This is a genomic window from Streptomyces sp. GLSS-08, from assembly GCF_056387915.1.
The window spans coordinates 326,931-351,729 of sequence record NZ_JBWJAQ010000005.1; the positions used below are offsets into that span (position 1 = coordinate 326,931).

Here is a 24,799-nt window from a genome sequence, read left to right on the forward strand (position 1 = left end):
TCGCTGGGCCGTCGTTGGCCGTCTAGGGGAGACATGCAATGACCATCGATGACCGGTGAGGACCTGCTTGTCGCAGGTCGGAGGTGGTGACGGGCAGATTGCCCCCGCTGTTACTGGAACTCATCAATTCCTGAGCAACAAGAAGTCGGAGGGGGAGTAGTACCGCTCCGAGGTCACCGCGTTCGAGCTGCGGAAGAACCTGCCGGTGCTGTAGGCGCGGGCCGCAGGCCCACCTCCGCGGACGCACACAGGGCCGACGGTCACGGACCGTCGGCCCTGTGTGCGTCCCGGAAAGTGTTTGACGCCCGTCCGTGGCCTGCGGTCGGATGGCGCGTCATGGGCACAGGGCGGGAGTGCGGCGTCGACGAGGGACTCGTGCGGCGGCTGGTCGGCGGGCGGTTTCCGGGGTGGGCCGGGCTGGCGGTGGAGCGGGTTCCGTCCGGGGGGACGGTCAACGCCATGTACCGGCTCGGCGAGGACATGGTGGTACGGCTGCCGCTCGTTCCGGGCGGAGCCGGGGACGTGGCCAGGGAGCAGGAGTGGCTGCCTCGTCTGGCGTCCCGCCTGCCCACGGCCATCCCCGAGGTGCTGGGGGCCGGTGAGCCGGCCGAGGGCTTTCCGTGGCCCTGGACGGTGCACCGGTGGCTGGCGGGGGAGAACCCCGAGGCGGGGGCGCCGGCCGAACCCGAGGCGCTGGCCCGGGACCTGGCCGCCTTCGTCGCGGCGATGCGGGCCGTCACTCTGCCGGGGGCGCCCCCGGCCCACCGCGGCGGACCGCTCGCCTCGCTCGACGAGGAGACGCGGGCGGCGATCACGGCGCTGCGCGGGATCCCCGAGGAGGGCGTCGACTGCGACGCCGTCACCGCCGTCTGGGAGGACGCGCTGCGGATCCCGGACCGGGACCGGCCGCAGGTGTGGCTGCACGCCGATCTGATGCCGGGCAACCTGCTGGTGGCCGGGGGCAGGCTGACCGCGGTGATCGACTTCGGGTGCATGGGGGTGGGCGATCCGGCCTGCGACCTGTTCCCGGCGTGGAACCTGCTGCCCGCCGGGGGCCGGAAGGTCTTCCGCGAGTTGCTCGGCGTGGACGACGCGTCCTGGACGAGCGGCCGGGCGCGGACGCTCTCGCAGGCCCTGATCGCCCTGCCGCACCACCGCACCACGAACCAGGCGATGGCGGGCAACGCCCGGCACGTGATCCGGGCGGTGCTCGCGGACGCCGGCTGAGGAGCGCCGTGCGGTCAGGGCAGGAACGCCGGTGACACGGCCGCGGCGCTGATGCGGCGCGGCGGCCCCGTGCCGTCGGACGGGACCGTGTAGAGGTCGGCCCCGTAGTCGCCGGGGAGTGCGTAGACCAGGGTGTGACCGTCCTGCCAGACGGCCTGGTCGTCGACGCTGCGGGACTCGGCGAGCGGGGTCTCGCGCATCGTGCGCAGATCGAGGACGTACAGGCGCCAGGGGGCGTCCGCGGGGCGGCCCGCCACCCGCTTCTTGAACGCGACGCGCATGCCGTCGGGGGAGAGGGACGGGCACTCCACGTTCGTGCGCAGCGTGGTGACCGTACGGGTGCGCAGGTCCCCGCGGACCAGGTGGGTCCGCCCCTTCGACGCCAGCGTCGCGTAGAAGTGCCGGTCGTCGGCGGCGAAGGTGACGCCCCAGAAGTTGACGTCCGCGGCCCGGTACGGGCGGCCGTCCCTGACGATCCGGAACGTCTCCAGCGACGGCGTGAACCGGCCCGTGCGCGTGTCGACGATCGCCGCGCGGGTCGAGAAGTCCGTCCCCGCGTACGAGTCGCCGCCCACGAACGCCGTCCAGGCGGCGAAGCGCCCACTGGGCGAGACCCGCGCCCGGGACGGGATGCCGGGCACGTCGTAGCGGGCCTTCTCGTGCAGCGCCGCGTCCAGGATCACCGCCCGGTACGTGTCCTGGACGGCGCCGCGGACCGCCTGGAGGCAGACCCCCGTGCCCGCGGCCGCGTGAAAGCGCAGGCACGTCACCTTCGACGCCGTCCGCGGGCCCGCCGGGTCCGACGCCGGCACCGCCGTCAGCTCGTCGCGGTGCGGGCCCCACGCCATGTTCCGGAACACCATGCGGGGGCCCGCGCCGCCCAGCGCGACCGGGCCCGCGGTGATCCGCGGGCCCCCGGGCCGCGCCCGGTCCCGGCGGTCGGCGCGGGCCGAGGCGTGCAGTACTGAGGCTGTGGCGACGCCCGCCAGCAGGACGAGGGAGAGGGCCAGGACGAGGACGCGGCTGCGCGGGGTCATGCGGGGCCTTTCGGGAGGGTCGCCGTGGGGCGCAGACGGAGCGAGCACAGGGCGCAGACGGCCAGCGCCACCGCCGACGCGGTGAGCGCCGTACGGTCGCCCCACGCCGTCCAGGCCGCGCCGAAGCCGAGCGAGCAGACGAACCGGGCCAGCGCCTGCCCGGTCTGCACGAGGGCGAGCCCGGAGGAGCGCAGGGACTCCGGGACGCTGTCCGACGCGGCGGCCATCAGCACGCCGTCGGTGGCCGCGTAGAAGCCGCCGTGCAGGAGGAGCACGGCGTACGGCAGCGCGGCCCCGTGCCAGGAGGAGAGCAGCAGGCCGTACGCGAGGAGCAGGGCGCCGTGGCCCGCCAGGAACACCCGCCACCGGCCGGCCCGGTCGGCGAGCCGTCCGATCGGGACGGCCAGCAGCAGGAACGCGGCCGCGGTGCCGAGCGGCAGCAGGGCGAACCAGCGGTCCGCCACGCCGAGGCGCCGCTGGAGCAGCAGGTAGACGAAGGAGTCGCTGACCGTGGCGAGGCCGAGCAGCAGGGCGCAGAGGGTGATGCGGCGCAGGCCGCGCTCCCGGAGGAGCCCCAGCGCGGCCCGCAGCGTGGGCCGGGGCGCGGCGGCCCCGGCGACCCCCGAGGTTCCGGAGGCGGGTGTCCCGGTTTCCCCGCCGCCGCCGCCGCCGTCGTCGTGGCCGCAGCCGTCGGCCGGGGCGGAACCCGCCCGGGGAGACCCCACGCCGGGAGCCCCCGCCCCGGGTGAACCCCCCGGTACGAACAGGACCAGCACCAGGACGCCCGTCACGGCGACACAGAAGCTGACGGTGAACACCGCGTCGTAGCCGTCGACCGTCGCCCGCAGGATCAGGAAGGCGACCAGGGGGCCCAGCAGGGCGCCCGCCGTGTCCATGGCCCGGTGGACGCCGAAGGCGCGCCCTCGCGTCCCCGGCGGGCTCGACAGGGAGATCAGAGCGTCGCGCGGCGCCGTGCGCAGGCCCTTGCCCGTGCGGTCGACCGCCAGGATCAGGCCGATCGGGGTCAGCGTGTGGGCCAGCAGGAGCAGTGGTTTGCAGGCCGCCGACAGGCCGTAGCCGAAGCCGGCCACCCACTTGTGGCGGCCGCCCCCTCGGTCGGCGAGATGCCCGCCGGCCAGCCGGACCAGCGCCGAGAACCCGTTGTAGATCCCGTCCAGCAGCCCGAAGCCCAGCGGCGACAGGCCGAGGCCCGCCACCAGGTACAGCGGCAGCACCGCCGTCACCATCTCCGACGAGACGTCCGTGATCAGGCTGACCGTGCCGAGGGCGAGCACCGTGGGGGCGACCGCGGCGCGCCGCCGCCCGGCACGGGGCCGGGCGGCGGTGGCCGCGGACGCCGTGGCCGGGGTGCCGGCCCGGCTGTCCGCTACGTACACGTCAGGACGTCCAGATCCCGGTGATGTCCTTCGCGGAGGCCGCGTTGCCCGCGTGCGGGAGGCCGTGCATGTCCTCCAGGGTGCGGAGCAGGTCGTAGTGGTTGTAGGTGGTCGACGAGGTCGCGCCGGCTGTCACCTGCTGCCCGTACAGCACCGTCGGGATCCGGTTGCCGCTGAGCCGGTTGTCCTCGTCGAAGGTGACGACGAGGAGGCTGTTGTGGGTCTTCGCCCAGGTCGCGTACGCGCCCAGCTTGTTCTTCAGCCAGGTGTCGCCGGTGGACACCGAGCAGTCGTGCATGTCGCTGCACAGGTCGGGGACGACGAAGGAGACCTGGGGGAGCGTCGCGTAGTCCGCCGGGAACTGGGCGAACGTCTTCGCCGTGGACGTCGGCACGTTGCGGAAGCCGAACCAGGGGTTGTGCTTGCGCGCGTACCTGCCGCTGCTGCACGTCGTCGAACCCTGGCTGGGCAGCGTCTCGTTGTAGCTCGCCCAGCTCTTGCCCGCCGCGATCAGCTCGGAGGCGAGGTTCGGCGCGGAGGAGAAGGCGGGCGTGTAGCAGCTGTCGTCCGTGATGCCCTGCGTGGAGCCTGAGAAGAGGGCGAAGTAGTTGGGCTGGCTCGGGTGGGTCTCCGCGTACGACTGGGAGAGGTTGGCGCCGCCGGTCCTGAGCGAGTTGATGTACGGCGCGCTGGAGGAGTTGATCACCTGGCTGTAGGCGTGGTTCTCGAAGACCACGACGACCACGTGGTCCGGGGTCGGGACCCCGGCCGCGGCCTGCGCGGGGGACGAGCCGCCGAACCCGGTCCAGAGCCCGGCCGCCGCGGCGGCGAGGGCCAGGGCGGACGCCACGAGGGCACGGCTGCGGTGGTACACGGTTCTGCCGGACACTTCAGACCTCCGGTGTGGGGGACGAGGACGGGAGCGGTGCGGACAGAGCATGCACACGCCAATATTCCCGTGGCCCACGTCCCCCAACCCGAGGGGTGAAGAGCGGGTGAACTACTCCTGCCGGCCCGCCAGCTCGGTGAGCAGCGCGTGCAGCGGCTTCGTGGCCCGCTGCCGGTACTCCTGGATGGCCCAGCCGTTCCCGTCCGGGTCGGTGAAGTACATGAACGTGGCACCGTCCTGCGGTGCGAACGACTGCGGCTCGCTGACGTCCAGACCGCGCCCCCGCAGCTCCTCGTACGCGGCCTTCGCATCCTCCACGCACAGCTGCATGCCGTGGTACGTCCCCGGCCGCGGCGTCCCGGTCGGGATCGGCAGTCCGTCGACGAGCGCGATGGAACACCCCGAGCCCGGCGGCGTCAGCTGGACGATCCGCACCCCCTCCATCACCTCGCCGTCCAGATCGACGTGGAAGCCGACCTTGTCGCGGTAGAACTCCTTGGCCCGGTCCACGTCGGTGACCGGCAGCAGGATCACTTCGAGGGTCATGTCCACAAACGCATCCCTTCGTCGTACGCCGACCGGGCGCCCTCGCGTCCGGCCGGACGGTTCCCCCTTACCGAAGCCCAGGACGGCCCGCCGCGCCACCGCATGCGCCGAAGGGACCCGCACGGTTCGCGGGTGCCCGCCCCGGAGCCGCCACCGGCCTCTGCGGTTAGGCTCAAGGCCGTACGACCTTGATCCGACAGGAGGGCCGAGCATGACGGCGCCGGGGCGCAGAAGCAGTACGTTCACTCGGCTGCTGCGGCACGGTTTCACCGACCCGTCCGCCGCCGAGCGGCTCCTGGACGGCGCCGAGCTGGCGCCCGTCCGGGCCGATCCCGTGCTGCTCGACGCGCTGGGCGCGACCGCCGACCCCGATCTCGCGCTGCTCGGGCTGGTCCGGCTCGTCGAGGCGCAGGACGGCCACACCGCCCAGCGGGAGCTGCTGGACACGCTCATCGCGTCCAAGCCGCTGCGGGACCGGCTGCTCGGGGTGCTCGGCGCCTCGGCCGCGCTCGCCGACCACCTCGCCCGTCACCCGCGGGACTGGCAGGCCCTCGTGATGTACGAGCCGCGGGACCTCCACCCGGGAGTGGAGGAGTTCGAGCGGGGCCTCGCGGACGCGGACGACCCCGTCGCGCTGCGCGTCGCCTACCGGCGCTGCCTGCTGTCCATCGCCGCGCGGGACGTCTGCGGCACCACCGACATCGCCCAGACCGCCGCCGAGCTCGCCGACCTCGCGACGGCGACGCTGCGCGCCGCGCTCGCGATCGCCCGGGCCGCGGCGCCCGACGACGGCGCGCTGTGCCGGCTCGCGGTCGTCGCTATGGGCAAGTGCGGCGGCCACGAGCTGAACTACGTGTCCGACGTCGACGTGATCTTCGTCGGGGAGCCGGCGGAGGGCGCGGACGAGGGCAAGGCGATCCAGGCGGCCACCCGCCTCGCCTCGCACATGATGCGGATCTGCTCCGAGACCACGGTCGAGGGCACCATCTGGCCCGTCGACGCCAACCTGCGCCCGGAGGGCCGCAACGGCCCGCTGGTACGGACCCTGAGCAGCCACCTCGCCTACTACCAGCGCTGGGCCAAGACCTGGGAGTTCCAGGCCCTGCTGAAGGCACGGCCGGTGGCCGGGGACCTCGCGCTCGGCGAGGAGTACGTGGCCACCCTCGCCCCCCTCGTCTGGCACGCCGCCGAACGGGAGAACTTCGTCCCGGACGTGCAGAAGATGCGCCGCCGCGTCGTGGAGAACATCCCCGTCGCCGAGGTCGACCGCGAGCTGAAGCTCGGGCCCGGCGGTCTGCGGGACGTCGAATTCGCCGTGCAGCTCCTGCAGTTGGTGCACGGACGGGCCGACACGTCACTGCGCAGCGGGACCACGCTGGACGCCCTGAAGGCGCTGGCCGCGGGCGGCTACGTGGGCCGCGCCGACGCGGTGCAGCTCGACGCCGCCTACCGCTTCCTGCGGACCATGGAACACCGCATCCAGCTCTACCGGCTGCGGCGCACCCACCTCGTGCCCGAGGGCGAGGCCGACCTGCGGCGCATCGGACGCTCGCTCGGACTGCGCACCGACCCGGTCACCGAGCTGAACCGCGAGTGGAAGCGGCACGCCTCCGTCGTACGACGGCTCCACGAGAAGCTGTTCTACCGGCCACTGCTCGACGCCGTCGCCCAACTCGCTCCGGGCGAGACCCGGTTGAGTCCGGGCGCGGCGCGCGAACGGCTCGTCGCGCTCGGGTACGCCGATCCCGCCGCCGCCCTGCGCCACCTGGAGGCGCTGGCCTCCGGCGTCACCCGCAAGGCCGCCATCCAGCGGACCCTGCTGCCGGTGCTGCTCGGCTGGTTCGCGGACTCCGCGGACCCGGACGCGGGGCTGCTCAACTTCCGCAAGGTGTCGGACGCGTTGGGCAAGACGCCCTGGTATCTGCGGCTGCTCCGGGACGAGGGGGCCGCCGCCGAGAACCTGGCGCGGGTGCTGTCCGCGGGACGGCTCGCGCCCGACCTGCTGATGCGCGCCCCGGAAGCCGTCGCGCTGCTCGGCGACGGCGCCGCGGGCGGACTCGGGGCCAGGTCCCGCGCCCATCTGGAGCAGGAGATCCTCGCCGCGGTCGGCCGGGCACCCGGCGGCGAACAGGCGGTCACGGCCGCGCGCGGGGTGCGCCGCCGCGAACTGTTCCGCACGGCGGCCGCCGACATCGTCGCCTCCTACGGCACCGAGGAGACCCCGGCCGTGGCCGACCAGGGGGCGCTCGTGGACCGGGTCGGCGCCGCGATCTCGGACCTCACCGCGGCCACCCTCTCCGGGACGCTGCGCGCGGTCGTGCGGGACGGGTGGGGGCAGACGCTGCCCACCCGCTTCGCCGTGATCGGGATGGGCCGGTTCGGCGGCCACGAGCTGAACTACGGGTCCGACGCGGACGTACTGTTCGTGCACGAGCCCCGGGAGGGCGTCGACGAGCAGGAGGCCTCGCGCGCCGCGAACGCCGTCGTCTCCGAGATGCGGCGGCTGCTCCAGCTGCCGAGCTCGGATCCGCCGCTGCTCATCGACGCGGACCTGCGGCCCGAGGGCAAGTCGGGACCGCTGGTACGGACCCTCAACTCCTACGCGGCCTACTACCGCCGCTGGTCCCTCGGCTGGGAGTCGCAGGCCCTGCTGCGCGCCGAGCCCGTCGCCGGCGACGAGGACCTCGGGCGCCGCTTCATCGACCTGATAGACCCGCTGCGGTACCCGGCGGACGGCCTCGGCGACGACGCCGTACGGGAGATCCGCCGGCTCAAGGCCCGCATGGAGTCGGAGCGGATGCCGCGCGGCGCCGACCCGACCCTGCACACCAAGCTCGGTCGCGGCGGGCTGTCCGACGTGGAGTGGACGGTCCAGCTCCTGCAGCTGCGGCACGGGCACACCGAGCCGGCGCTGCGTACGACCCGGACGCGGGCCGCGCTCGCCGCCGCGTGCGCCGCGGGCCTCCTGCCACAGGAGGAGGCGGAGATCCTGGACGAGGCGTGGGTGCTGGCGACCCGGGTCCGCAACGCGGTGATGCTCGTGCGGGGACGGGCCGGGGACACCTTCCCGTCGGACGGGCGGGAACTGGCCGCCGTGGGCCGGTACCTGGGGTACGAGAGCGGGCACGTCGGAGACCTGCTGGAGGGCTACCGGCGCACGACGCGACGGGCGCGGGCCGTGGTGGACGAACTGTTCTACGGAGGGTGACGCCGGGGACACGGACCGCCGGACGCGAGACGGGCCCCCGCAGGAGCCGAGGGGCATCGCAGGAGCCGAGGCCCGTCGGCTCGGGAGCATCCGGTCCCGGTCAGGCCGTCGGCGGTCGGCGGTCGCCCCGCGGCGGCCGGTCAGGCCTTCAGTGGCCGCCGCAGCGGCCCGCCCGGCTCCGGTACCCGGCGCGGCAGGGTGTACGGCAGGGCGCCGTACCAGGCTCCCGCGACCACGAAGCCGAAGGCCAGGCAGATCATGCCGCCCACCGCGTCCAGCCAGAAGTGGTTGGCCGTGGCGACGATGACCACCAGGGTGGCCGCCGGGTAGAGCAGGCCGAGGACGCGGGCCCATGGAGCCGAGGCCAGGGCGAAGATCGTGAGACCGCACCACAGGGACCAGCCGATGTGCATCGAGGGCATCGCCGCGTACTGGTTCGACATGTTCTTCAGGTCACCCGACGCCATGGAGCCCCAGGTCTGATGGACCAGGACGGTGTCGACGAAGGCGCCGCCCATCAGCCGGGGCGGGGCGAGCGGGTAGAAGTAGTAGCCGACCAGGGCGACGGCGGTCGTCGCGAAGAGCGCCGTGCGCGTCGCCGCGTACCGGCCGGGGTGGCTGCGGTAGAGCCACACGAGAACACCCAGCGTGACCACGAAGTGCAGCGTCGCGTAGTAGTAGTTCATCCCGACGATCAGCCATGTCACCGAGTTCACGGCGTGGTTGACCGACTCCTCGACGGCGATCCCGAGATGGTGCTCGGCCCGCCAGATCCAGTCGGTGTTGCGCAGCGCCTGCGTCCTCTGCTCCGGAACCGCGTTGCGGATCAGCGAGTACGTCCAGTAGCTCACGCCGATCAGCAGGATCTCGAACCAGAATCGGGGGCGGCGTGGGGTACGCAGCCGGCGCAGCAGGGCCCGGCCGGCGCGGTCGTTCGAGCTGTCCGCGACGGACTCGGGAGGGGCCTGCTTCCGGCCTTCCAGTGTCGTCACGGTGATCTCACCCATAAGGACAGAGTCTGCCAGAAAAGCCTTCCCCCACCGATCATCCCCTGGTCGGGTTCAGGCCGCATTTCCTGCTCCGAGCGGAGCACCCGGGCCGGGCGTTCTCCCCCTCAGGGACGATTGCGGTCCCCGGGGGCGGAAGCGGTCGAACCCCGCACCACCAGCTCCGGCATGAACACGAACTCGCTGTGCGGCGCGGGCGTCCCGCCGATCTCCTCCAGCAGCGTGCGCACCGCCGCCTGACCCATGGCCGGCACCGGTTTGCGGACCGTGGTGAGCGGCGGGTCCGTGAAGGCGATGAGGGGCGAGTCGTCGAAGCCGACGACCGAGATGCCCTTCGGCACGTCCAGGCCGAGCTGCCGCGCCGCCCGTATCGCGCCCAGCGCCATCATGTCGCTGGCGCACACCACCGCCGTGCAGTCCCGCTCGATGAGCGCCGCGGCAGCCGCCTGGCCGCCCTCCAGGGTGTAGAGGGAGTGCTGGACGAGCCGCTCCTCGATGTCGTCGGGGCGCAGGCCCAGCTGCTCCTGCATCGTGCGCACGAAGCCCTCGATCTTGCGCTGCACCGGCACGAACCGCTTCGGGCCGAGCGCGAGACCGATGTTCGTGTGACCGAGCGAGACGAGGTGGGTGACCGCGAGGCTCATCGCCGCCCGGTCGTCGGGCGAGATGAAGGGGGCCTGCACCTTCGGCGAGAAACCGTCCACGAGGACGAACGGCACGCCCCGGGCGCGCAGCTGCTCGTAGCGCTGCATGTCCGCGGAGGTGTCCGCGTGCAGTCCCGAGACGAAGATGATGCCGGCGACGCCCCGGTCGACGAGCATCTCCGTCAGCTCGTCCTCGGTGGAACCGCCGGGGGTCTGGGTGGCCAGCACCGGGGTGTAGCCCTGGCGTGTCAGCGCCTGGCCGATCACCTGGGCGAGCGCCGGGAATATGGGGTTCTCCAGCTCCGGGGTTATCAGCCCCACCAGTCCCTCGCTGCGCTGCCGCAGCCGGACCGGACGCTCGTAGCCGAGGACGTCGAGGGCGGCCAGGACGGACTGGCGGGTGGTGGCGGCGACGCCCGGCTTCCCGTTCAGGACGCGGCTGACGGTCGCCTCACTGACCCCCGCCTGGGCTGCGATGTCGGCAAGCCGTGTGGTCACGGGATTGGACTGTACCGGCCGGGTCTCCCGTTGCCCACCAACCAGGCGCCGTGCGCGGCCGGTTGAACGGCTCGCTCCGGGCTGCTGCGTCATCGGGCTCCCTCGTGTTCTGGTCGGCTCGGCGTCCCGCGCGTGCGCCGCGGGAAGGGGTGGCTCCTGCAAGGCGCTGACGGGCCGATGATCCTCGTACACGGCAGCCCTGGCAAGAGCTTGCAGAGTCTTGCACAGACGGCCCGGAGTCCGCTGATCGGCCCGGTACGGGGCCTCCGGGTGCCTGGGAGAGGTCACGGCGGCGTAACTCTCGGCGGTCCTTGCACTTTTTTGCTGCAAGCTCTTTCGCGGCGCTTGCAACGCTGTTACGTTCACGTCGCCCGGCGGACGCAACGGCGCAGTCGGCAAGTCGGCAAGGGGTGCGGGCGGGACCGCTTCCCCAACCACTCGGGCTTTCACCCTCAAGGAGATCTCATGCGGCGTGGCATAGCGGCCACCGCTCTGGTGGCGTCCATCGCCCTTTCGGCGACGGCGTGCGGCGGCGACGACAGCGGCGACAAGTCGGACGGCCCCACCACCATCACGTGGTGGGACACCTCGAACGCCACCAATGAGGCGCCGACGTACAAGGCCCTCGTCCAGGAGTTCGAGAAGGCCAACCCCGACGTCAAGGTCAAGTACGTCAACGTGCCGTTCGACCAGGCGCAGAACAAGTTCGACACCGCCGCCGGCTCCAAGGGCGCCCCCGACCTGCTGCGCTCCGAGGTCGGCTGGACCCCCGCCTTCGCGAAGAAGAGCTACTTCCTGCCGCTCGACGGCACCGAGGCTCTCGCCGAGCAGGACAAGTTCAAGTCCAGCCTGATCGAGCAGGCCAAGTACGACGGCAAGACCTACGGCGTGCCGCTGGTCACCGACACCCTCGCGCTCGTCTACAACAAGGCGCTCTTCGAGAAGGCCGGCATCAAGGAAGCGCCCAAGACGTGGGCCGACCTGAAGACCGCCGCCGCCACGGTCAAGAAGAAGACGGGCGTCGACGGCTACTGGGGCTCCACCCAGGCCTACTACGCCCAGTCCTTCCTCTACGGCGAGGGCACCGACACGGTCGACGCCGACGCCAAGAAGATCACCGTCGCCTCGCCCGAGGCCAAGAAGGGCTTCGAGACCTGGCAGGGCCTGTTCAGCGGCAAGGGCCTGCACAAGGCCGACACCACCGCCGACGCCTACGCCCACATCCAGGACGCGTTCGTCAACGGCAAGGTCGCCGCGATCGTCCAGGGTCCCTGGGAGATCACGAACTTCTACAAGGGCTCGGCCTTCAAGGACAAGGCGAACCTCGGTATCGCCACCGTCCCGGCCGGCTCCACCGGCAAGCCGGGCGCCCCGACCGGCGGCCACAACCTCTCCGTCTACGCGGGCTCGGACAAGGCCCACCAGGACGCCTCGCTGAAGTTCGTGAAGTTCATGACCTCGGCGAAGTCCCAGGAGACGATCGCCCTGAAGAACTCGACGCTGCCGACCCGCGACGACGCCTACACCGCCGACGTCAAGGCCGACCCGGGCATCGCCGGCTACCAGACGGTGCTCGCCGCCGCCCAGCCGCGCCCGGCGCTGCCCGAGTACAGCTCGCTGTGGGGTCCGCTCGACACCGAACTGCCGAAGATCGCCGGCGGCAAGGAGTCGCTGGACAAGGGCCTGAGCAACGCGGAGACCGCGATCGCCAAGCTGGTCCCCGACTTCAAGAAGTGACCCCGCGTGGCCGTCGGATCCGCCTGCACCGGGGGAAGGATCCGACGGCCACCCGGCCTGTGCGCCCCGGCCGAGCCGTCGCCGGCGCCGGGCGTGCGACCAACTCCTGAACTTGCAGAAGGTGTCGAAACATGACAGTCGCCATCGACAGAGCGACCGGCGAGCGGCGTGGTGACCGCGGGCGCCGGCCCGGCCGCATCGAGCGCATCCGGCACTCGTACCAGAAGTACTGGTACGCGTACGCGATGATCACCCCGGTGGTCCTCGTGCTCGGCGTGCTGGTGCTCTATCCGCTGGCGCGGGGCCTCTACCTGACGCTGACGGACGCCAACAGCCTCAACTCGGCCCGCACGATCGGCGTCAACCACATCGACGCCACCTACGAGTTCATCGGCCTCGACAACTACGCCGACATCCTGTGGGGCCCGACGTCGTACGACCGGTTCTGGTCGCACTTCATCTGGACGATCGTGTGGACGGCGCTGTGCGTCACGCTGCACTACGTCATCGGCCTCGGCCTGGCGCTGCTGCTCAACCAGAAGCTGCGCGGCCGCACCTTCTACCGCCTGCTGCTGGTCCTGCCGTGGGCCGTGCCGACCTTCGTCACCGTCTTCGGCTGGCGATTCATGCTCGCCGACGGCGGCGTCATCAACTCCGTGCTGGAGTCGGTGCACCTGCCGACACCGCTGTGGCTGGAGGACACCTTCTGGCAGCGGTTCGCCGCGATCATGGTCAACACCTGGTGCGGCGTGCCGTTCATGATGGTCTCGCTGCTGGGCGGCCTGCAGTCCATCGACTCCACCCTGTACGAGGCCTCCGAGATGGACGGCGCGAACGCCTGGCAGCGGTTCCGGCACGTCACCCTGCCGGGTCTGCGGTCCGTCAGCTCCACCGTCGTGCTCCTCGGCGTCATCTGGACGTTCAACCAGTTCGCCGTCATCTTCCTGCTGTTCGGCAACACCGCCCCGGACGCGCAGATCCTCGTCACCTGGGCCTACTACCTGGGCTTCGGCCAGCAGCCGCGTGACTTCGCGCAGTCGGCGGCCTACGGCATCCTGCTGCTGACCATCCTGATCGTCTTCACCTCCTTCTACCGCCGCTGGCTGAACCGCAATGACCAGCAGCTCGCGATCTGAGGCGGGAGCCCCCATGAGCACCACGACACTTCCGACGTCCGCCCCGGCGGACCAGGTCTCCCCGGGCCCCGCTCCGCGCAAGGGTCCCCGGCGGGGCGAGAACACCCGCGCCGGCTCCGTCGTGTCCCACGGCATCCTGATCGCCGCGAGCCTGATCGCGCTCTTCCCGATCGCCTGGCTGGTCTACCTGTCCCTCGGCCCGGACAAGGACGACTACCTCCACCCCGGGCGCATCTGGGACAAGATGACGTTCGACAACTACGCGTTCGTGCTTCAGCACACGAACTTCTTCGCGTGGATGAAGACCTCGCTCATCGTCTCGCTCGGCACCTCGGCCATCGGCGTCATGGTCGCCGCCACCACCGGCTACGCGGTCTCCCGCATGCGCTTCCCCGGCTACCGGAAGTTCATGTGGGTGCTCCTGGTCACCCAGATGTTCCCGATCGCCGTCCTGATCGTGCCGATGTACCAGATCCTGTCGGACCTCCAGCTCATCGACAGCTACCTGGGCCTCATCCTGGTCTACTGCTCGACCGCGGTGCCGTACTGCGCCTGGCTGCTCAAGGGATACTTCGACACCATCCCCTTCGAGATCGACGAGGCGGGACGCGTCGACGGGCTGAACCCCTTCGGCACGTTCCTGCGGCTGATCCTGCCGCTCGCCAAGCCGGGCCTGGCCGTGGCCGCGTTCTACAGCTTCATCACCGCGTTCGGCGAGGTCGCCTTCGCCTCGACGTTCATGCTGTCCGACACGAAGTACACCTTCGCCGTCGGCCTGCAGAGCTTCGTCAGCGAGCACGACGCGCAGCGCAACCTCATGGCCGCCACGGCGGTGCTGGTCGCCATACCCGTCTCCGCCTTCTTCTACCTTGTGCAGAAGAACCTGGTGAGCGGCCTGACGGCGGGCGGCACCAAGGGCTGACGCCCGCCACACCAGGACTCCCGCGCGCACCGCGCGCGGGTGGCGGCCGCGACGCCCATCCGACCCCGCCGGCGTCGCGGCCGCCTCATCACCCGCTTCCATGACCCGAACTGCTCCCCCCGCTCCCGGCCCCGTCCGGCCGGGGGGACCCCCATCGCATCAAGGACGCCATGAGCCAGCACTCCGCCGACCAGGCCCCGACCTCCGCTCTCGCCACCGTCGCCGCGCACCGCGACTGGTGGCGCGACGCGGTGATCTACCAGGTCTATCCGCGCAGCTTCGCCGACAGCAACGGCGACGGCATGGGCGACCTGGAGGGCGTACGTTCCCGACTTCCGTACCTGCGCGACCTCGGTGTCGACGCCGTGTGGCTGAGCCCCTTCTACGCCTCGCCGCAGGCCGACGCCGGTTACGACGTCGCGGACTACCGCGCCGTCGACCCCATGTTCGGCAACCTCCTGGACGCCGACGCGCTGATCCGCGACGCCCACGGGCTGAGCCTGCGGATCATCGTCGACCTGGTGCCCAACCACTCCTCCGACCAGCACGAGTGGTTCAAGCGCGCGCTGCGGGAGGGCCCCGGCTCGCCGCTGCGGGAGCGCTACCACTTCCGGCCCGGCAAGGGCCCGGACGGCGAACTGCCGCCCAACGACTGGGAGTCCATCTTCGGCGGCCCGGCCTGGACCCGGGTCACCGAGCCCGACGGCACCCCCGGCGAGTGGTACCTGCACCTCTTCGCGCCCGAGCAGCCCGACTTCAACTGGGAGCACCCCGCGGTCGGCGACGAGTTCCGCTCGATCCTGCGCTTCTGGCTCGACATGGGCGTCGACGGCTTCCGCATCGACGTCGCCCACGGGCTGGTGAAGGCCGCGGGCCTGCCGGACCTGGGATCCCACGAGCAGCTGAAGCTGCTGGGCAACGATGTCATGCCGTTCTTCGACCAGGACGGCGTGCACGACGTCTACCGGCAGTGGCGCACGATCCTCGACGAGTACGCGGGAGACGAGACGGGGCCCGAAGGGCCTTCCTCGGAAGGGCGGGCGCGGGTGACGGGCGGGCGGATCTTCGTCGCCGAGGCGTGGACCCCGACCATCGAGCGCACCGCCAACTACGTGCGCCCCGACGAGCTGCACCAGGCCTTCAACTTCCAGTACCTGGGCACCTACTGGGACGCGGCCGAGCTGCGCTCCGTCATCGACCGCACCCTGGACTCGATGCGCCCGGTCGGCGCCCCCGCCACCTGGGTGCTCTCCAACCACGACGTGACCCGGCACGCCACGCGCTTCGCCAACGAGGCCGGCCTCGGCACGCAGATCCGCACCGCGGGCGACCGTGAGCTCGGACTGCGGCGGGCGCGGGCGGCGACCCTGCTGATGCTGGCGCTGCCGGGCTCCGCGTACCTCTACCAGGGCGAGGAGCTCGGCCTGCCGGACGTCGTGGACCTGCCGGACGAGGTGCGCCAGGACCCCGCGTACTTCCGGGGCGCCGGGCAGGACGGATTCCGCGACGGCTGCCGGGTGCCGATCCCGTGGACCCGCGAGGGCTCCTCGTACGGCTTCGGCGACGGCGGCAGCTGGCTTCCCCAGCCGGCCGGCTGGGGCGAGCTGAGCATCGAGGCGCAGACGGGCGTTGCGGGTTCCACCCTGGAGCTGTACCGCACCGCGCTGGCCGTGCGGCGTGAGCGCGCCGACCTCGGGGCGGGCGACGCCGTCGAGTGGCTGCCGGCGCCGGAGGGCGTACTGGCCTTCCGCCGGGGCGACTTCGTCTGCGCGGCGAACACCGGCGGCGCATCCGTGACGGTCCCGGCGTACGGGCGGGTGCTGGTGTCCAACGGTGCGGTGACCGTCGTGGGCGACGAGGCGAAGCTGCCCGCGGACACCACCGTCTGGTGGGGCGTCTGACCGAACGGGTGAGCCTCCTGCGCCTCGGCGGGCAGGGGTGAGAGCGGGCCAAGGGGCCGTACCGCGACGCGAGTTGGAATTTCTTGCGACATCTTGCTGAAACTTGTCGGCAAGCGCTACGGTCCCGATCACACCGGCGTTGTTCAGTCCGCAACCTTCGGTCCCCGCACCTCCCCCACCCGCACGACGAAGTGCAGGAGATCACATGGCCAGGAGAACTCTGGCCGCCATATCCGTCCTCGCGGCGGGCATGGCGGCCTCGGTCACCCTTCCCACAGGAGTGGCCCAGGCGTCCCCACCCGGCACCAAGGACGTCACCGCCGTCCTCTTCGAGTGGAAATTCGACTCGGTCGCCAAGGAGTGCACCAGCACCCTCGGCCCGGCCGGGTACGGATACGTCCAGGTGTCCCCGCCCGCCGAGCACATCCAGGGCGCGCAGTGGTGGACCTCGTACCAGCCCGTGAGCTACCGGATCGCCGGCCGCCTCGGTGACGCCACCGCCTTCCGGAACATGGTCAGCACCTGCCACGCGGCGGGTGTGAAGGTCGTCGCCGACAGCGTCGTCAACCACATGTCCGCCGGCTCGGGCACCGGCACCGGCGGCTCGTCGTACACGAAGTACAACTACCCCGGCCTGTACTCGGCCAACGACATGAACGACTGCACGGCCACCGTCGGCAACTACGCCGACCGTGCCAACGTGCAGAACTGCGAGCTCGTCGGGCTCGCCGACCTGGACACCGGCGAGGAGTACGTCCGCGCCACCATCGCCGGCTACCTCAACACCCTGCTCGGCTACGGCGTCGACGGCTTCCGCATCGACGGCGCCAAGCACATACCCGCCGCCGACCTCGCGAACATCAAGTCCCGGCTGACCAAGCCTTCCGCCTACTGGAAGCAGGAGGTCATCTACGGCTCGGGCGAGGCGGTCCAGCCCGGCGAGTACACCGGCAACGGCGACGTCCAGGAGTTCCGCTACGCGTACGACCTCAAGCGGGTCTTCAACAACGAGAACCTCGCCTACCTGAAGAACTACGGCGAGGGCTGGGGCTACCTGAGCAGCGGCGTCTCCGGCGTCTTCGTCGACAACCACGACACCGAGCGCAACGGCTCCACGCTCAGCTACAAGGACGGCGCCACCTACACCCTGGCCAACGTCTTCATGCTCGCCTGGCCGTACGGCGCGCCCGACATCAACTCCGGCTACGAGTTCTCCGACGCGGACGCGGGACCGCCCAACGGCGGTACGGTCACCGCCTGCTGGCAGAACGGCTGGAAGTGCCAGCACGCCTGGCCCGAGATCAAGTCCATGGTGGCCTTCCGCAACGCCACCCGCGGCCAGGCCGTCACCAACTGGTGGGACAACGGCGGCGACGCCATCGCCTTCGGCCGGGGCAGCAAGGGCTTCGTGGCCGTCAACCACGAGTCCGGCTCGCTGAGCCGCACCTATCAGACCTCCCTCGCCGCCGGGACGTACTGCAACGTGCAGAACAACACGACGGTCACGGTGAACGGTTCCGGCCAGTTCACGGCCACCCTCGCGGCCAACACGGCACTGGCGATCCACGTCGGCAAGTCCAGCTGCTGACTCCCCGCACCACGCGCCACGGCCCGGCCCGCCGCCCCCACGGCAGGCCGGGCCGTGTGCTGGACCACCCTCCGGGCAGGGCCCTCCGTGAAACTTCTTGCCGCTGCTTTCAAGACTCTTGCTGTAAAGCTTGCGTGAGCGGTACGGTCACGCCGGCGCCCGGCACAGAAGCCGGGCCGCGGTGGTGGGGTCGGACCCAATCGAGCCGTATTCGCTAGGAGTTCACGCCTGTGGCCCTGATACCGAGATGGCGGGCGCCCGGGGCGCGCCGCGCCGCGCACTCCGGACTGACCCCGCACCGCGGACGGCTCGCCGCCGTCGTCGTGGGCGCCCTCGCGGCCGCCCTCGTGCAGCCCGTCGCGGCCCACGCCGCGACCCCGCCCCCGCCCCCGCCGCCGTCCGACGCGCGACTGGCCGCCGAGCCGTCCCGGCACGACGCCACCCGCGAGCAGTTCTACTTCGTCCTGCCGGACCGCTTCGCCAACGGGGACACCTCCAACGACCGCGGCGGCCTGACCGGTTCGCGCCTGTCGACCGGCTACGACCCCACCGACAAGGGGTTCTACCAGGGCGGCGACCTCAAGGGCCTGACCAGGAAGCTCGACTACATCAAGGGCCTCGGCACCACCGCCATCTGGATGGCGCCGATCTTCAAGAACCAGCCCGTGCAGGGTGCGGGAGCCGACGCCTCCGCCGGCTACCACGGTTACTGGATCACCGACTTCACCCGGGTCGACCCGCACTTCGGCACCAACGAGGACCTGAAGACGCTGATCTCCAGGGCCCACGCCAAGGGTATGAAGGTCTTCTTCGACGTCATCACCAACCACACGGCGGACGTCGTCGACTACCGGGAGAAGTCCTACGGCTACCTCGCCAAGGGCGCCTTCCCGTACCTGACCGAGGACGGCGAGCCGTTCGACGACGCGGACCACGCGGACGGCACCAAAACGTTCCCGCAGGTCGACGAGGACTCCTTCCCGCGGACCCCGGTCGTGCCGGCCGCGAAGAGGAACGCCAAGGTCCCCGCCTGGCTCAACGACCCGACGATGTACCACAACCGCGGCGACTCCACCTTCGCCGGCGAGAGCTCCACGCACGGCGACTTCTCCGGCCTCGACGACCTGTGGACCGAGCGTCCCGAGGTCGTGCGGGGCATGGAGCGGATCTACGAGAAGTGGGTCGGCGACTACGGCATCGACGGCTTCCGGATCGACACCGTGAAGCACGTGAACATGCAGTTCTGGACGCAGTGGGCGACGGCGCTCGACGCCTACGCGAAGAAGCGCGGCCGGGACGACTTCTTCATGTTCGGCGAGGTGTACTCCGCCGACACGTCCGTCACCGCGCCGTACGTGACGAAGGGGCGCCTGGACTCCACGCTGGACTTCCCCTTCCAGGACGCGGCCCGCTCGTACGCCTCCCAGGGCGGCAGCGCCAGGAAGCTGGCCGCCGTCTTCGGTGACGACTACAAGTACACGACGGACAAGGCCAACGCGTACGAGCAGGTCACCTTCCTCGGCAACCACGACATGGGCCGCATCGGCTCCTTCCTCAAGCAGGACAACCCGAGGGCGAGCGACGCCGAACTGCTGAAGAAGGACCGCCTCGCCAACGAGCTGATGTTCCTCGGCCGCGGGAACCCCGTCGTCTACTACGGCGACGAGCAGGGCTTCACCGGCGCGGGCGGCGACAAGGACGCCCGCCAGCCGATGTTCGCCGCAAAGGCCGCCGACTACCTCGACGACGACGAACTGGGCACCGACCGCACGCACGCGAGCGACGCCTACGACACGAGCGCCGCGCTCTACCGGCGGATCGCCGCACTCGCCGAGCTCCGCAAGGACAACCCGGCGCTCGCCGACGGCGTCCAGACGGAGCGGTACGCGGCCGACGGGCCCGGGGTGTACGCCTTCTCCCGCACGGACGCAAGGACCGGCGTCGAGTACGTCGTCGCCGTGAACAACGCCGGCGAGAAGCGCGAGGCGACCTTCGCGACGGGCTCGGCGGACATGCGGTTCCGCGGGATATACGGGACCTCCTCCGACGTGACCAGTGACGCCGACCGGAAGGTGACGGTCGCCGTCCCGGCCGGCTCCGCCGTCGTCCTGAAGGCGGCGGGCAGGCTCGCCGCCCCCGCGACCAAGCCTGCCCTGACCCTCAAGTCCCCCGCCGCGGGCGCGACCGGCACCGTCGAAGTCTCCGCCGACGTCGAGGGCGGCCGGATGAACCGGGTCGTCTTCGCCGCCCAGGTCGGCAACGGAAAGTGGCGCACCCTCGGCTCCGCCGACCACGCCCCGTACAAGGTCACCCAGACCATCGGCGAGGACGTGCCCGCCGGCACCGCCCTGCGCTACAAGGCGGTCGTCGTCGACTCCGCCGGACGCACCGCGAGCGCGACGGTTACGAGCACCACCGGGACCCCGCCCGCCGCCGAGGTGCCCACCGCCTCCTCACGGGACTACGCGGTCGTCCACTACAAGCGCCCCGACGGCGACTACACCGACTGGCGGCTGTACGCCTGGGGCGACCTCGCGGACGGCGAGTCCACGAGCTGGCCCGCGGGCCACGACTTCGTCGGCCGGGACGCCTACGGTGCCTTCGCCTACGTCAAGCTGAAGCCGGGAGCCTCCACCGTGGGCTTCCTCGTCATCGACAAGGACGGCAACAAGGACGTCTCCGCCGACCGCACCATCGACGTCACGAAGACCGGCGAGGTCTGGGTCGAACAGGGCAAGGAGGCCCTCCGCACGGAGCGGCCCGACGGCCCGGCGCCGGACAGGTCCAAGGCGGTCCTGCACTACCACCGCGCCGACGGCGACTACGACGGCTGGGGCCTGCACGTGTGGACCGGCGCCGCGAACGGCACGGACTGGTCCAAGCCCCTGGAACCGGCGAGGAAGGACGCGTACGGCGCCGTCTTCGAGGTGCCGCTCGCCGAGGACGCCACCAGCCTCAGCTACATCCTGCACAAGGGCGACACGAAGGACCTCCCCACCGACCAGTCCCTCGACCTCACGGCGGACGGCCACGAGGTGTGGATGCTGGGCGGCCAGGAGAAATACCTGCTCCCGCAGCCCGCGGGCAGTGCCGCCGCACTCGACCCGACCACCTCCAAGGCGGTGTGGATCGACCGCGACACGGTCGCCTGGAACGGCGCCGACGGGGCTGCCTCGACCCAGCTCCTCGCCTCCCGCCACGGCTCGATCGCCGTCGCGAACGGGACGCTGACCAGCGACGACGAGCGCTGGCTGCGGCTGTCGAAGACCCACCTCACCGACGCGCAGAAGGCCCGGTTCCCGCACCTCGAGGGATACACGGCCTGGTCCGTCGACCCGCGCGACCGCGACCGCGTGCGCGCGGCCCTGCGCGGCCAGGTCGTCGCTTCCCAGCGCGCCGCGAACGGCGCGGTACTCGCGGCGACGGGCGTGCAGCTCGCCGGCGTACTGGACGACCTGTACGACGCGACGAAGGCGTACCTCGGACCCACCTTCCACCGGGGCCGGCCGACGCTCGCCGTCTGGGCGCCCACCGCGCAGTCGGTGCGCCTCGAACTAGGCGGCGCAACCGTCGCGATGAAGCGGGACGCCGCCACCGGCGTCTGGTCCGTCACCGGGAAGAAGTCCTGGAAGAACAAGCCCTACCGGTACGTCGTCAAGGTGTGGGCGCCGACCGTCCGCAAGGTGGTCACCAACAAGGTCACCGACCCGTACTCCGTCGCCCTGACCGCCGGCTCCGCACGCAGCCTCGTCGTCGACCTCGCCGACCGGTCCCTCGCACCCGCCGGCTGGTCGTCCCTGACGAAGCCGAAGGCGGTGCCGCTCAAGGACGCCCAGATCCAGGAGCTGCACATCCGGGACTTCTCCGTCGAGGACGGCACGGTGAAGGCCGCCGACCGGGGCACCTACCGCGCCTTCACCGACAGGGACGGCGACGGCTCGAAGCACCTCAGGGAACTGGCCGCGGCCGGCACGTCGTACGTGCACCTGCTGCCCGCCTTCGACATCGCCACCGTCCCCGAGAAGAAGACCGGCCGCACGAGCACCGGCTGCGACCTCGCCTCGTACGCGGCCGACTCCGAGAAGCAGCAGGAGTGCGTGGCGAGGACCGCCGCCGAGGACGCCTACAACTGGGGCTACGACCCGTACCACTACACGGTCCCCGAAGGCTCCTACGCGAGCGACCCCGACGGCACCCGGCGCACGGTCGAGTTCCGTGACATGGTCAAGTCGCTGAACGAGGACGGCTTGCGGGTCGTCATGGACGTCGTCTACAACCACACCGCGGCGAGCGGCCAGGCCGGCACCTCCGTGCTCGACCGGGTCGTGCCGGGCTACTACCAGCGGCTCCTGGCCGACGGCTCGGTGGCCACCTCCACCTGCTGCGCGGGTACGGCGACCGAGAACGCCATGATGGGCAAGCTGGTGGTCGACTCCATCGTCACCTGGGCCCGGGAGTACAAGGTCGACGGCTTCCGCTTCGACCTCATGGGGCACCACCCGAAGGCCAACATCCTCGCGGTCAGGAAGGCCCTCGACGCGCTCACCCTCCGGAAGGACGGCGTCGACGGCAGAAAAATCGTCCTGTACGGCGAGGGCTGGAACTTCGGCGAGGTCGCCGACGACGCCCGCTTCGTGCAGGCCACCCAGAAGAACATGGCGGGCACGGGCATCGCGACCTTCTCCGACCGGGCCCGGGACGCCGTGCGCGGCGGCGGTCCCTTCGACGAGGACCCCGGCGTCCAGGGCTTCGCCTCCGGCCTGTACACCGACCCCAACTCCTCGGCCGCCAACGGCACCCCGGCCGAGCAGAAGGCACGCCTGCTGCACTACCAGGACCTCATCAAGGTCGGTCTGAGCGGCAACCTCGCCGCATACCGCTTCACCGACTCCGGCGGCAGGGACGTCAAGGGCTCCGAGGTCGACTACAACGGCGCGCCCGCCGGATACGCCGACGCGCCGGGCGACGCCCTCGCCTACACCGACGCGCACGACAACGAATCGCTGTTCGACGCGCTGACGTACAAGCTGCCCCAGGGCACCTCGGCGGACAGCCGGGCCCGCATGCAGGTCCTCGCCATGGCGACGGCGGCCCTCTCCCAGGGGCCTTCGCTCTCCCAGGCCGGCTCGGACCTGCTGCGCTCCAAGTCGCTGGACCGCAACTCCTACGACAGCGGCGACTGGTTCAACGCCGTCCACTGGAACTGCGAGGACGGCAACGGCTTCGGGCGCGGGCTGCCCCCGGCCGCCGACAACAAGTCCAAGTGGCCCTACGCCAAACCGCTGCTGACATCGGTCGAGGTGGGCTGCGAGCAGATCGAGGGCACCTCGGCCGCGTACCGGGACCTGCTGAGGATCCGTACCACCGAGGACGCGTTCCGGCTCGGCACCCCCGGCCGGGTCCAGTCGGAGCTCTCCTTCCCGCTGTCCGGCAAGGACGAGACACCCGGCGTGATCACGATGGAGCTCGGTGACCTCGTCGTCGTCTTCAACGCGACGCCCGAGAAGCGGGAACAGACGGTCCACGCCCTGGCCGGAACCGCGTACGCGCTGCATCCGGTGCAGGCGGCGGGCGCGGACTCCACCGTGAAGCGCGCCGCCTACACGGCCGGATCCGGCACGTTCACCGTCCCGGCCCGCACCGTCGCGGTGTTCGCCCGCACCTCGCGCTAGCGGTGCGGGCGGTGGGGGCGGGCCTGCGCGCCCGCCCCCACCGGCCCCCGGCGCACGGCTGCGCGCGGGCCCCCGTCCAGGGACGGCCTCGCACCGCACGCGCTGCGGCTAGGGTGACGGGAACGTCCCCTGGAACAGGAGTGCCCATGCCGCAGATCACCGTCGACTACTCCGCGACGCTCGCCGACGCCTTCGACCGCAGCGGGTTCGCGCAGGCGCTGCACGCGCAGGTCGTCGACACGGCAGCCGCGAAGATCGGCGCCTGCAAGACGCAGTTCCGTCCGGCCGAGGACACCGTGGTGGGCGCCGACACCGGCGGGCACGCCGTCGTCCACGTCACCCTCGGGCTCCTGGCCGGGCGGAGCGAGGAGACCAAGGCCGAGCTGACCGAGGCCGTCGTGGAGCTGCTCAAGACGTATGTGAAGCCCGCCGGGGGCCTCGCCCTGCATGTGTCCGCCGAGGTGCGCGACCTCGACCCGTCGTACCGCAAGTTCGAGGCGTGACGGTCCGCGGCTACGGCGCCGGGGGCGTTGCCAGCGAGATCAGCCGGACCGCGAGGTCCGTGAAGGGCCCCTCTGCCTGCTCGTTCTCGAAGGCCCGCCGCAGCAGCGCGGCCATCTCGGCGTCGTAGGCGGCGCTCACCGCGGCCAGCGCGCCGAAGTCGTGCACGAGCTGCGTCTCCAGCTCGCCGCGCGGAATCCGCCGCCCGTCCAGCCAGATCAGCGCCGTCGACTCGGCCAGCGAGATCCACGAGCGGATCACCAGCTCCAGCCGGGCGGGCGGGTTCTCCACCCCGAGGTGGGCGAGGATCTGGACGTACGCGGCCTGGCGCACCGAGTCGACCAGCGCGTTGGTGGTCGACGAGCCGACGGCGGGGCCCCCGCGCATCAACGCCGAGAAGCCGGGCCCGTGGTCGTCCACGAAGTCGAAGAAGCGGTGCATGACCCGCAGCAGCCGCGCCCCGAGCGGCCCCTCCCGCGGCTCCACGAAACGCCCAGCGAGATCGTCGGAGGCCCGCTGCAACGCCGCTTCGTACAGGCTGAGTTTGCCGGGGAAGTAGTGGTAGACCAGCGGTCGCGAGATGCCCGCGGCGGAGGCTATCTCGTCGATGGAGACCTCGTCGGGCGAACGCCGGCTGAACAGGTCGAGGGCGACGCCGATCAACTGTTCCCGTCGCTCCTCGACACCCATCCTGCGGCGAACCCCGGTTGTCATACGAACACCTTACCGATCGGAGCCGTACCGGAACGGGCCGGTCCGGCCAGGGGTGTTCACCTGACGGGCACGCTGCGCTCGCCTTCGCCCGCGGGACACGGACCAGCGTCGGGTCGTCACGCTCCGCGTCCGCCGGCAGGGCGTCCCGGTGACAGGCCTCCCCTTCGCAGACGCG

Annotated in this window: 16 protein-coding genes and 1 pseudogene; 10 read left to right on the top strand and 7 right to left on the bottom strand. The window is 71.5% G+C overall.

Annotated elements, in window-relative coordinates; all coding sequences use genetic code 11:
- Nucleotides 1-127: 127 nt before the first annotated feature.
- Nucleotides 128-214 (top strand): annotated as a pseudogene (locus AC0ZLC_RS11745) (glutamine synthetase); the annotation flags it as partial.
- Nucleotides 215-336: 122 nt separating this feature from the next.
- The gene (locus tag AC0ZLC_RS11750; protein ID WP_476751853.1) at nucleotides 337-1,227 is read left to right on the top strand and encodes an aminoglycoside phosphotransferase family protein; all 891 of its coding nucleotides are present in this window, start codon (nucleotides 337-339) and stop codon (nucleotides 1,225-1,227) included.
- A 14-nt stretch (nucleotides 1,228-1,241) separates the two neighbouring features.
- Here the strand turns inward: AC0ZLC_RS11750 and AC0ZLC_RS11755 are convergent, their stop codons facing one another.
- The 4 genes from AC0ZLC_RS11755 to AC0ZLC_RS11770 all read right to left on the bottom strand — a co-directional run bounded on the left by AC0ZLC_RS11755 (nucleotide 1,242) and on the right by AC0ZLC_RS11770 (nucleotide 5,102).
- The gene (locus tag AC0ZLC_RS11755) at nucleotides 1,242-2,264 is read right to left on the bottom strand and encodes a TolB family protein (RefSeq protein ID WP_476751854.1); all 1,023 of its coding nucleotides are present in this window, start codon (nucleotides 2,262-2,264) and stop codon (nucleotides 1,242-1,244) included.
- Nucleotides 2,261-3,661 (bottom strand): MFS transporter, encoded by a 1,401-nt coding sequence (locus AC0ZLC_RS11760; RefSeq protein WP_476751855.1) that lies wholly within the window; start codon nucleotides 3,659-3,661, stop codon nucleotides 2,261-2,263. Before AC0ZLC_RS11760 ends, AC0ZLC_RS11755 begins: the two co-directional genes overlap by 4 nt.
- A 1-nt stretch (nucleotide 3,662) precedes the next feature.
- Complete coding sequence (locus tag AC0ZLC_RS11765) at nucleotides 3,663-4,550, bottom strand: alkaline phosphatase family protein (RefSeq protein WP_476751856.1); 888 nt, start codon at nucleotides 4,548-4,550, stop codon at nucleotides 3,663-3,665.
- 111 nt (nucleotides 4,551-4,661) lie between these two features.
- Nucleotides 4,662-5,102, bottom strand: coding sequence for a VOC family protein (locus AC0ZLC_RS11770; RefSeq protein WP_476751857.1), 441 nt, complete (start codon nucleotides 5,100-5,102; stop codon nucleotides 4,662-4,664).
- A gap of 205 nt (nucleotides 5,103-5,307) precedes the next feature.
- Between AC0ZLC_RS11770 and AC0ZLC_RS11775 the strand changes: the two genes are divergently transcribed.
- Nucleotides 5,308-8,304, top strand: coding sequence for a bifunctional [glutamine synthetase] adenylyltransferase/[glutamine synthetase]-adenylyl-L-tyrosine phosphorylase (locus tag AC0ZLC_RS11775; protein ID WP_476751858.1), 2,997 nt, complete (start codon nucleotides 5,308-5,310; stop codon nucleotides 8,302-8,304).
- A gap of 140 nt (nucleotides 8,305-8,444) precedes the next feature.
- Here the strand turns inward: AC0ZLC_RS11775 and AC0ZLC_RS11780 are convergent, their stop codons facing one another.
- Nucleotides 8,445-9,311, bottom strand: a complete 867-nt coding sequence (locus AC0ZLC_RS11780) for a phosphatase PAP2 family protein (protein WP_476751859.1) — start codon at nucleotides 9,309-9,311, stop codon at nucleotides 8,445-8,447.
- 107 nt (nucleotides 9,312-9,418) lie between these two features.
- Nucleotides 9,419-10,453, bottom strand: coding sequence for a LacI family DNA-binding transcriptional regulator (locus tag AC0ZLC_RS11785; protein ID WP_476751860.1), 1,035 nt, complete (start codon nucleotides 10,451-10,453; stop codon nucleotides 9,419-9,421).
- Nucleotides 10,454-10,918: 465 nt separating this feature from the next.
- Between AC0ZLC_RS11785 and AC0ZLC_RS11790 the strand changes: the two genes are divergently transcribed.
- The 7 genes from AC0ZLC_RS11790 to AC0ZLC_RS11820 all read left to right on the top strand — a co-directional run bounded on the left by AC0ZLC_RS11790 (nucleotide 10,919) and on the right by AC0ZLC_RS11820 (nucleotide 23,912).
- Nucleotides 10,919-12,190 carry an extracellular solute-binding protein gene (locus AC0ZLC_RS11790; RefSeq protein WP_476751861.1) on the top strand — a complete coding sequence of 424 codons (1,272 nt, stop codon included), beginning with the start codon at nucleotides 10,919-10,921 and terminating at the stop codon, nucleotides 12,188-12,190.
- A gap of 131 nt (nucleotides 12,191-12,321) precedes the next feature.
- On the top strand, nucleotides 12,322-13,326 hold the full coding sequence (locus AC0ZLC_RS11795) for a carbohydrate ABC transporter permease (protein WP_476751862.1): 1,005 nt from the start codon (nucleotides 12,322-12,324) through the stop codon (nucleotides 13,324-13,326).
- Between the two features lie 13 nt (nucleotides 13,327-13,339).
- Nucleotides 13,340-14,248: a sugar ABC transporter permease gene (locus AC0ZLC_RS11800; protein ID WP_476751863.1), complete on the top strand. Its 909-nt coding sequence runs from the start codon at nucleotides 13,340-13,342 to the stop codon at nucleotides 14,246-14,248.
- A 170-nt stretch (nucleotides 14,249-14,418) separates the two neighbouring features.
- On the top strand, nucleotides 14,419-16,149 hold the full coding sequence (locus tag AC0ZLC_RS11805; RefSeq protein ID WP_476751864.1) for a glycoside hydrolase family 13 protein: 1,731 nt from the start codon (nucleotides 14,419-14,421) through the stop codon (nucleotides 16,147-16,149).
- A gap of 205 nt (nucleotides 16,150-16,354) precedes the next feature.
- Nucleotides 16,355-17,737 (top strand): alpha-amylase, encoded by a 1,383-nt coding sequence (locus AC0ZLC_RS11810; protein WP_476751865.1) that lies wholly within the window; start codon nucleotides 16,355-16,357, stop codon nucleotides 17,735-17,737.
- A 236-nt stretch (nucleotides 17,738-17,973) separates the two neighbouring features.
- Complete coding sequence (pulA, locus tag AC0ZLC_RS11815) at nucleotides 17,974-23,409, top strand: pullulanase-type alpha-1,6-glucosidase (RefSeq protein ID WP_476751931.1); 5,436 nt, start codon at nucleotides 17,974-17,976, stop codon at nucleotides 23,407-23,409.
- Between the two features lie 146 nt (nucleotides 23,410-23,555).
- Nucleotides 23,556-23,912: a 5-carboxymethyl-2-hydroxymuconate Delta-isomerase gene (locus tag AC0ZLC_RS11820; RefSeq protein ID WP_476751866.1), complete on the top strand. Its 357-nt coding sequence runs from the start codon at nucleotides 23,556-23,558 to the stop codon at nucleotides 23,910-23,912.
- Between the two features lie 10 nt (nucleotides 23,913-23,922).
- On the opposite strand, the gene AC0ZLC_RS11825 is transcribed toward AC0ZLC_RS11820, so the two are convergent.
- Nucleotides 23,923-24,624: a TetR/AcrR family transcriptional regulator gene (locus AC0ZLC_RS11825; RefSeq protein WP_476751867.1), complete on the bottom strand. Its 702-nt coding sequence runs from the start codon at nucleotides 24,622-24,624 to the stop codon at nucleotides 23,923-23,925.
- Nucleotides 24,625-24,799 lie beyond the last annotated feature (175 nt).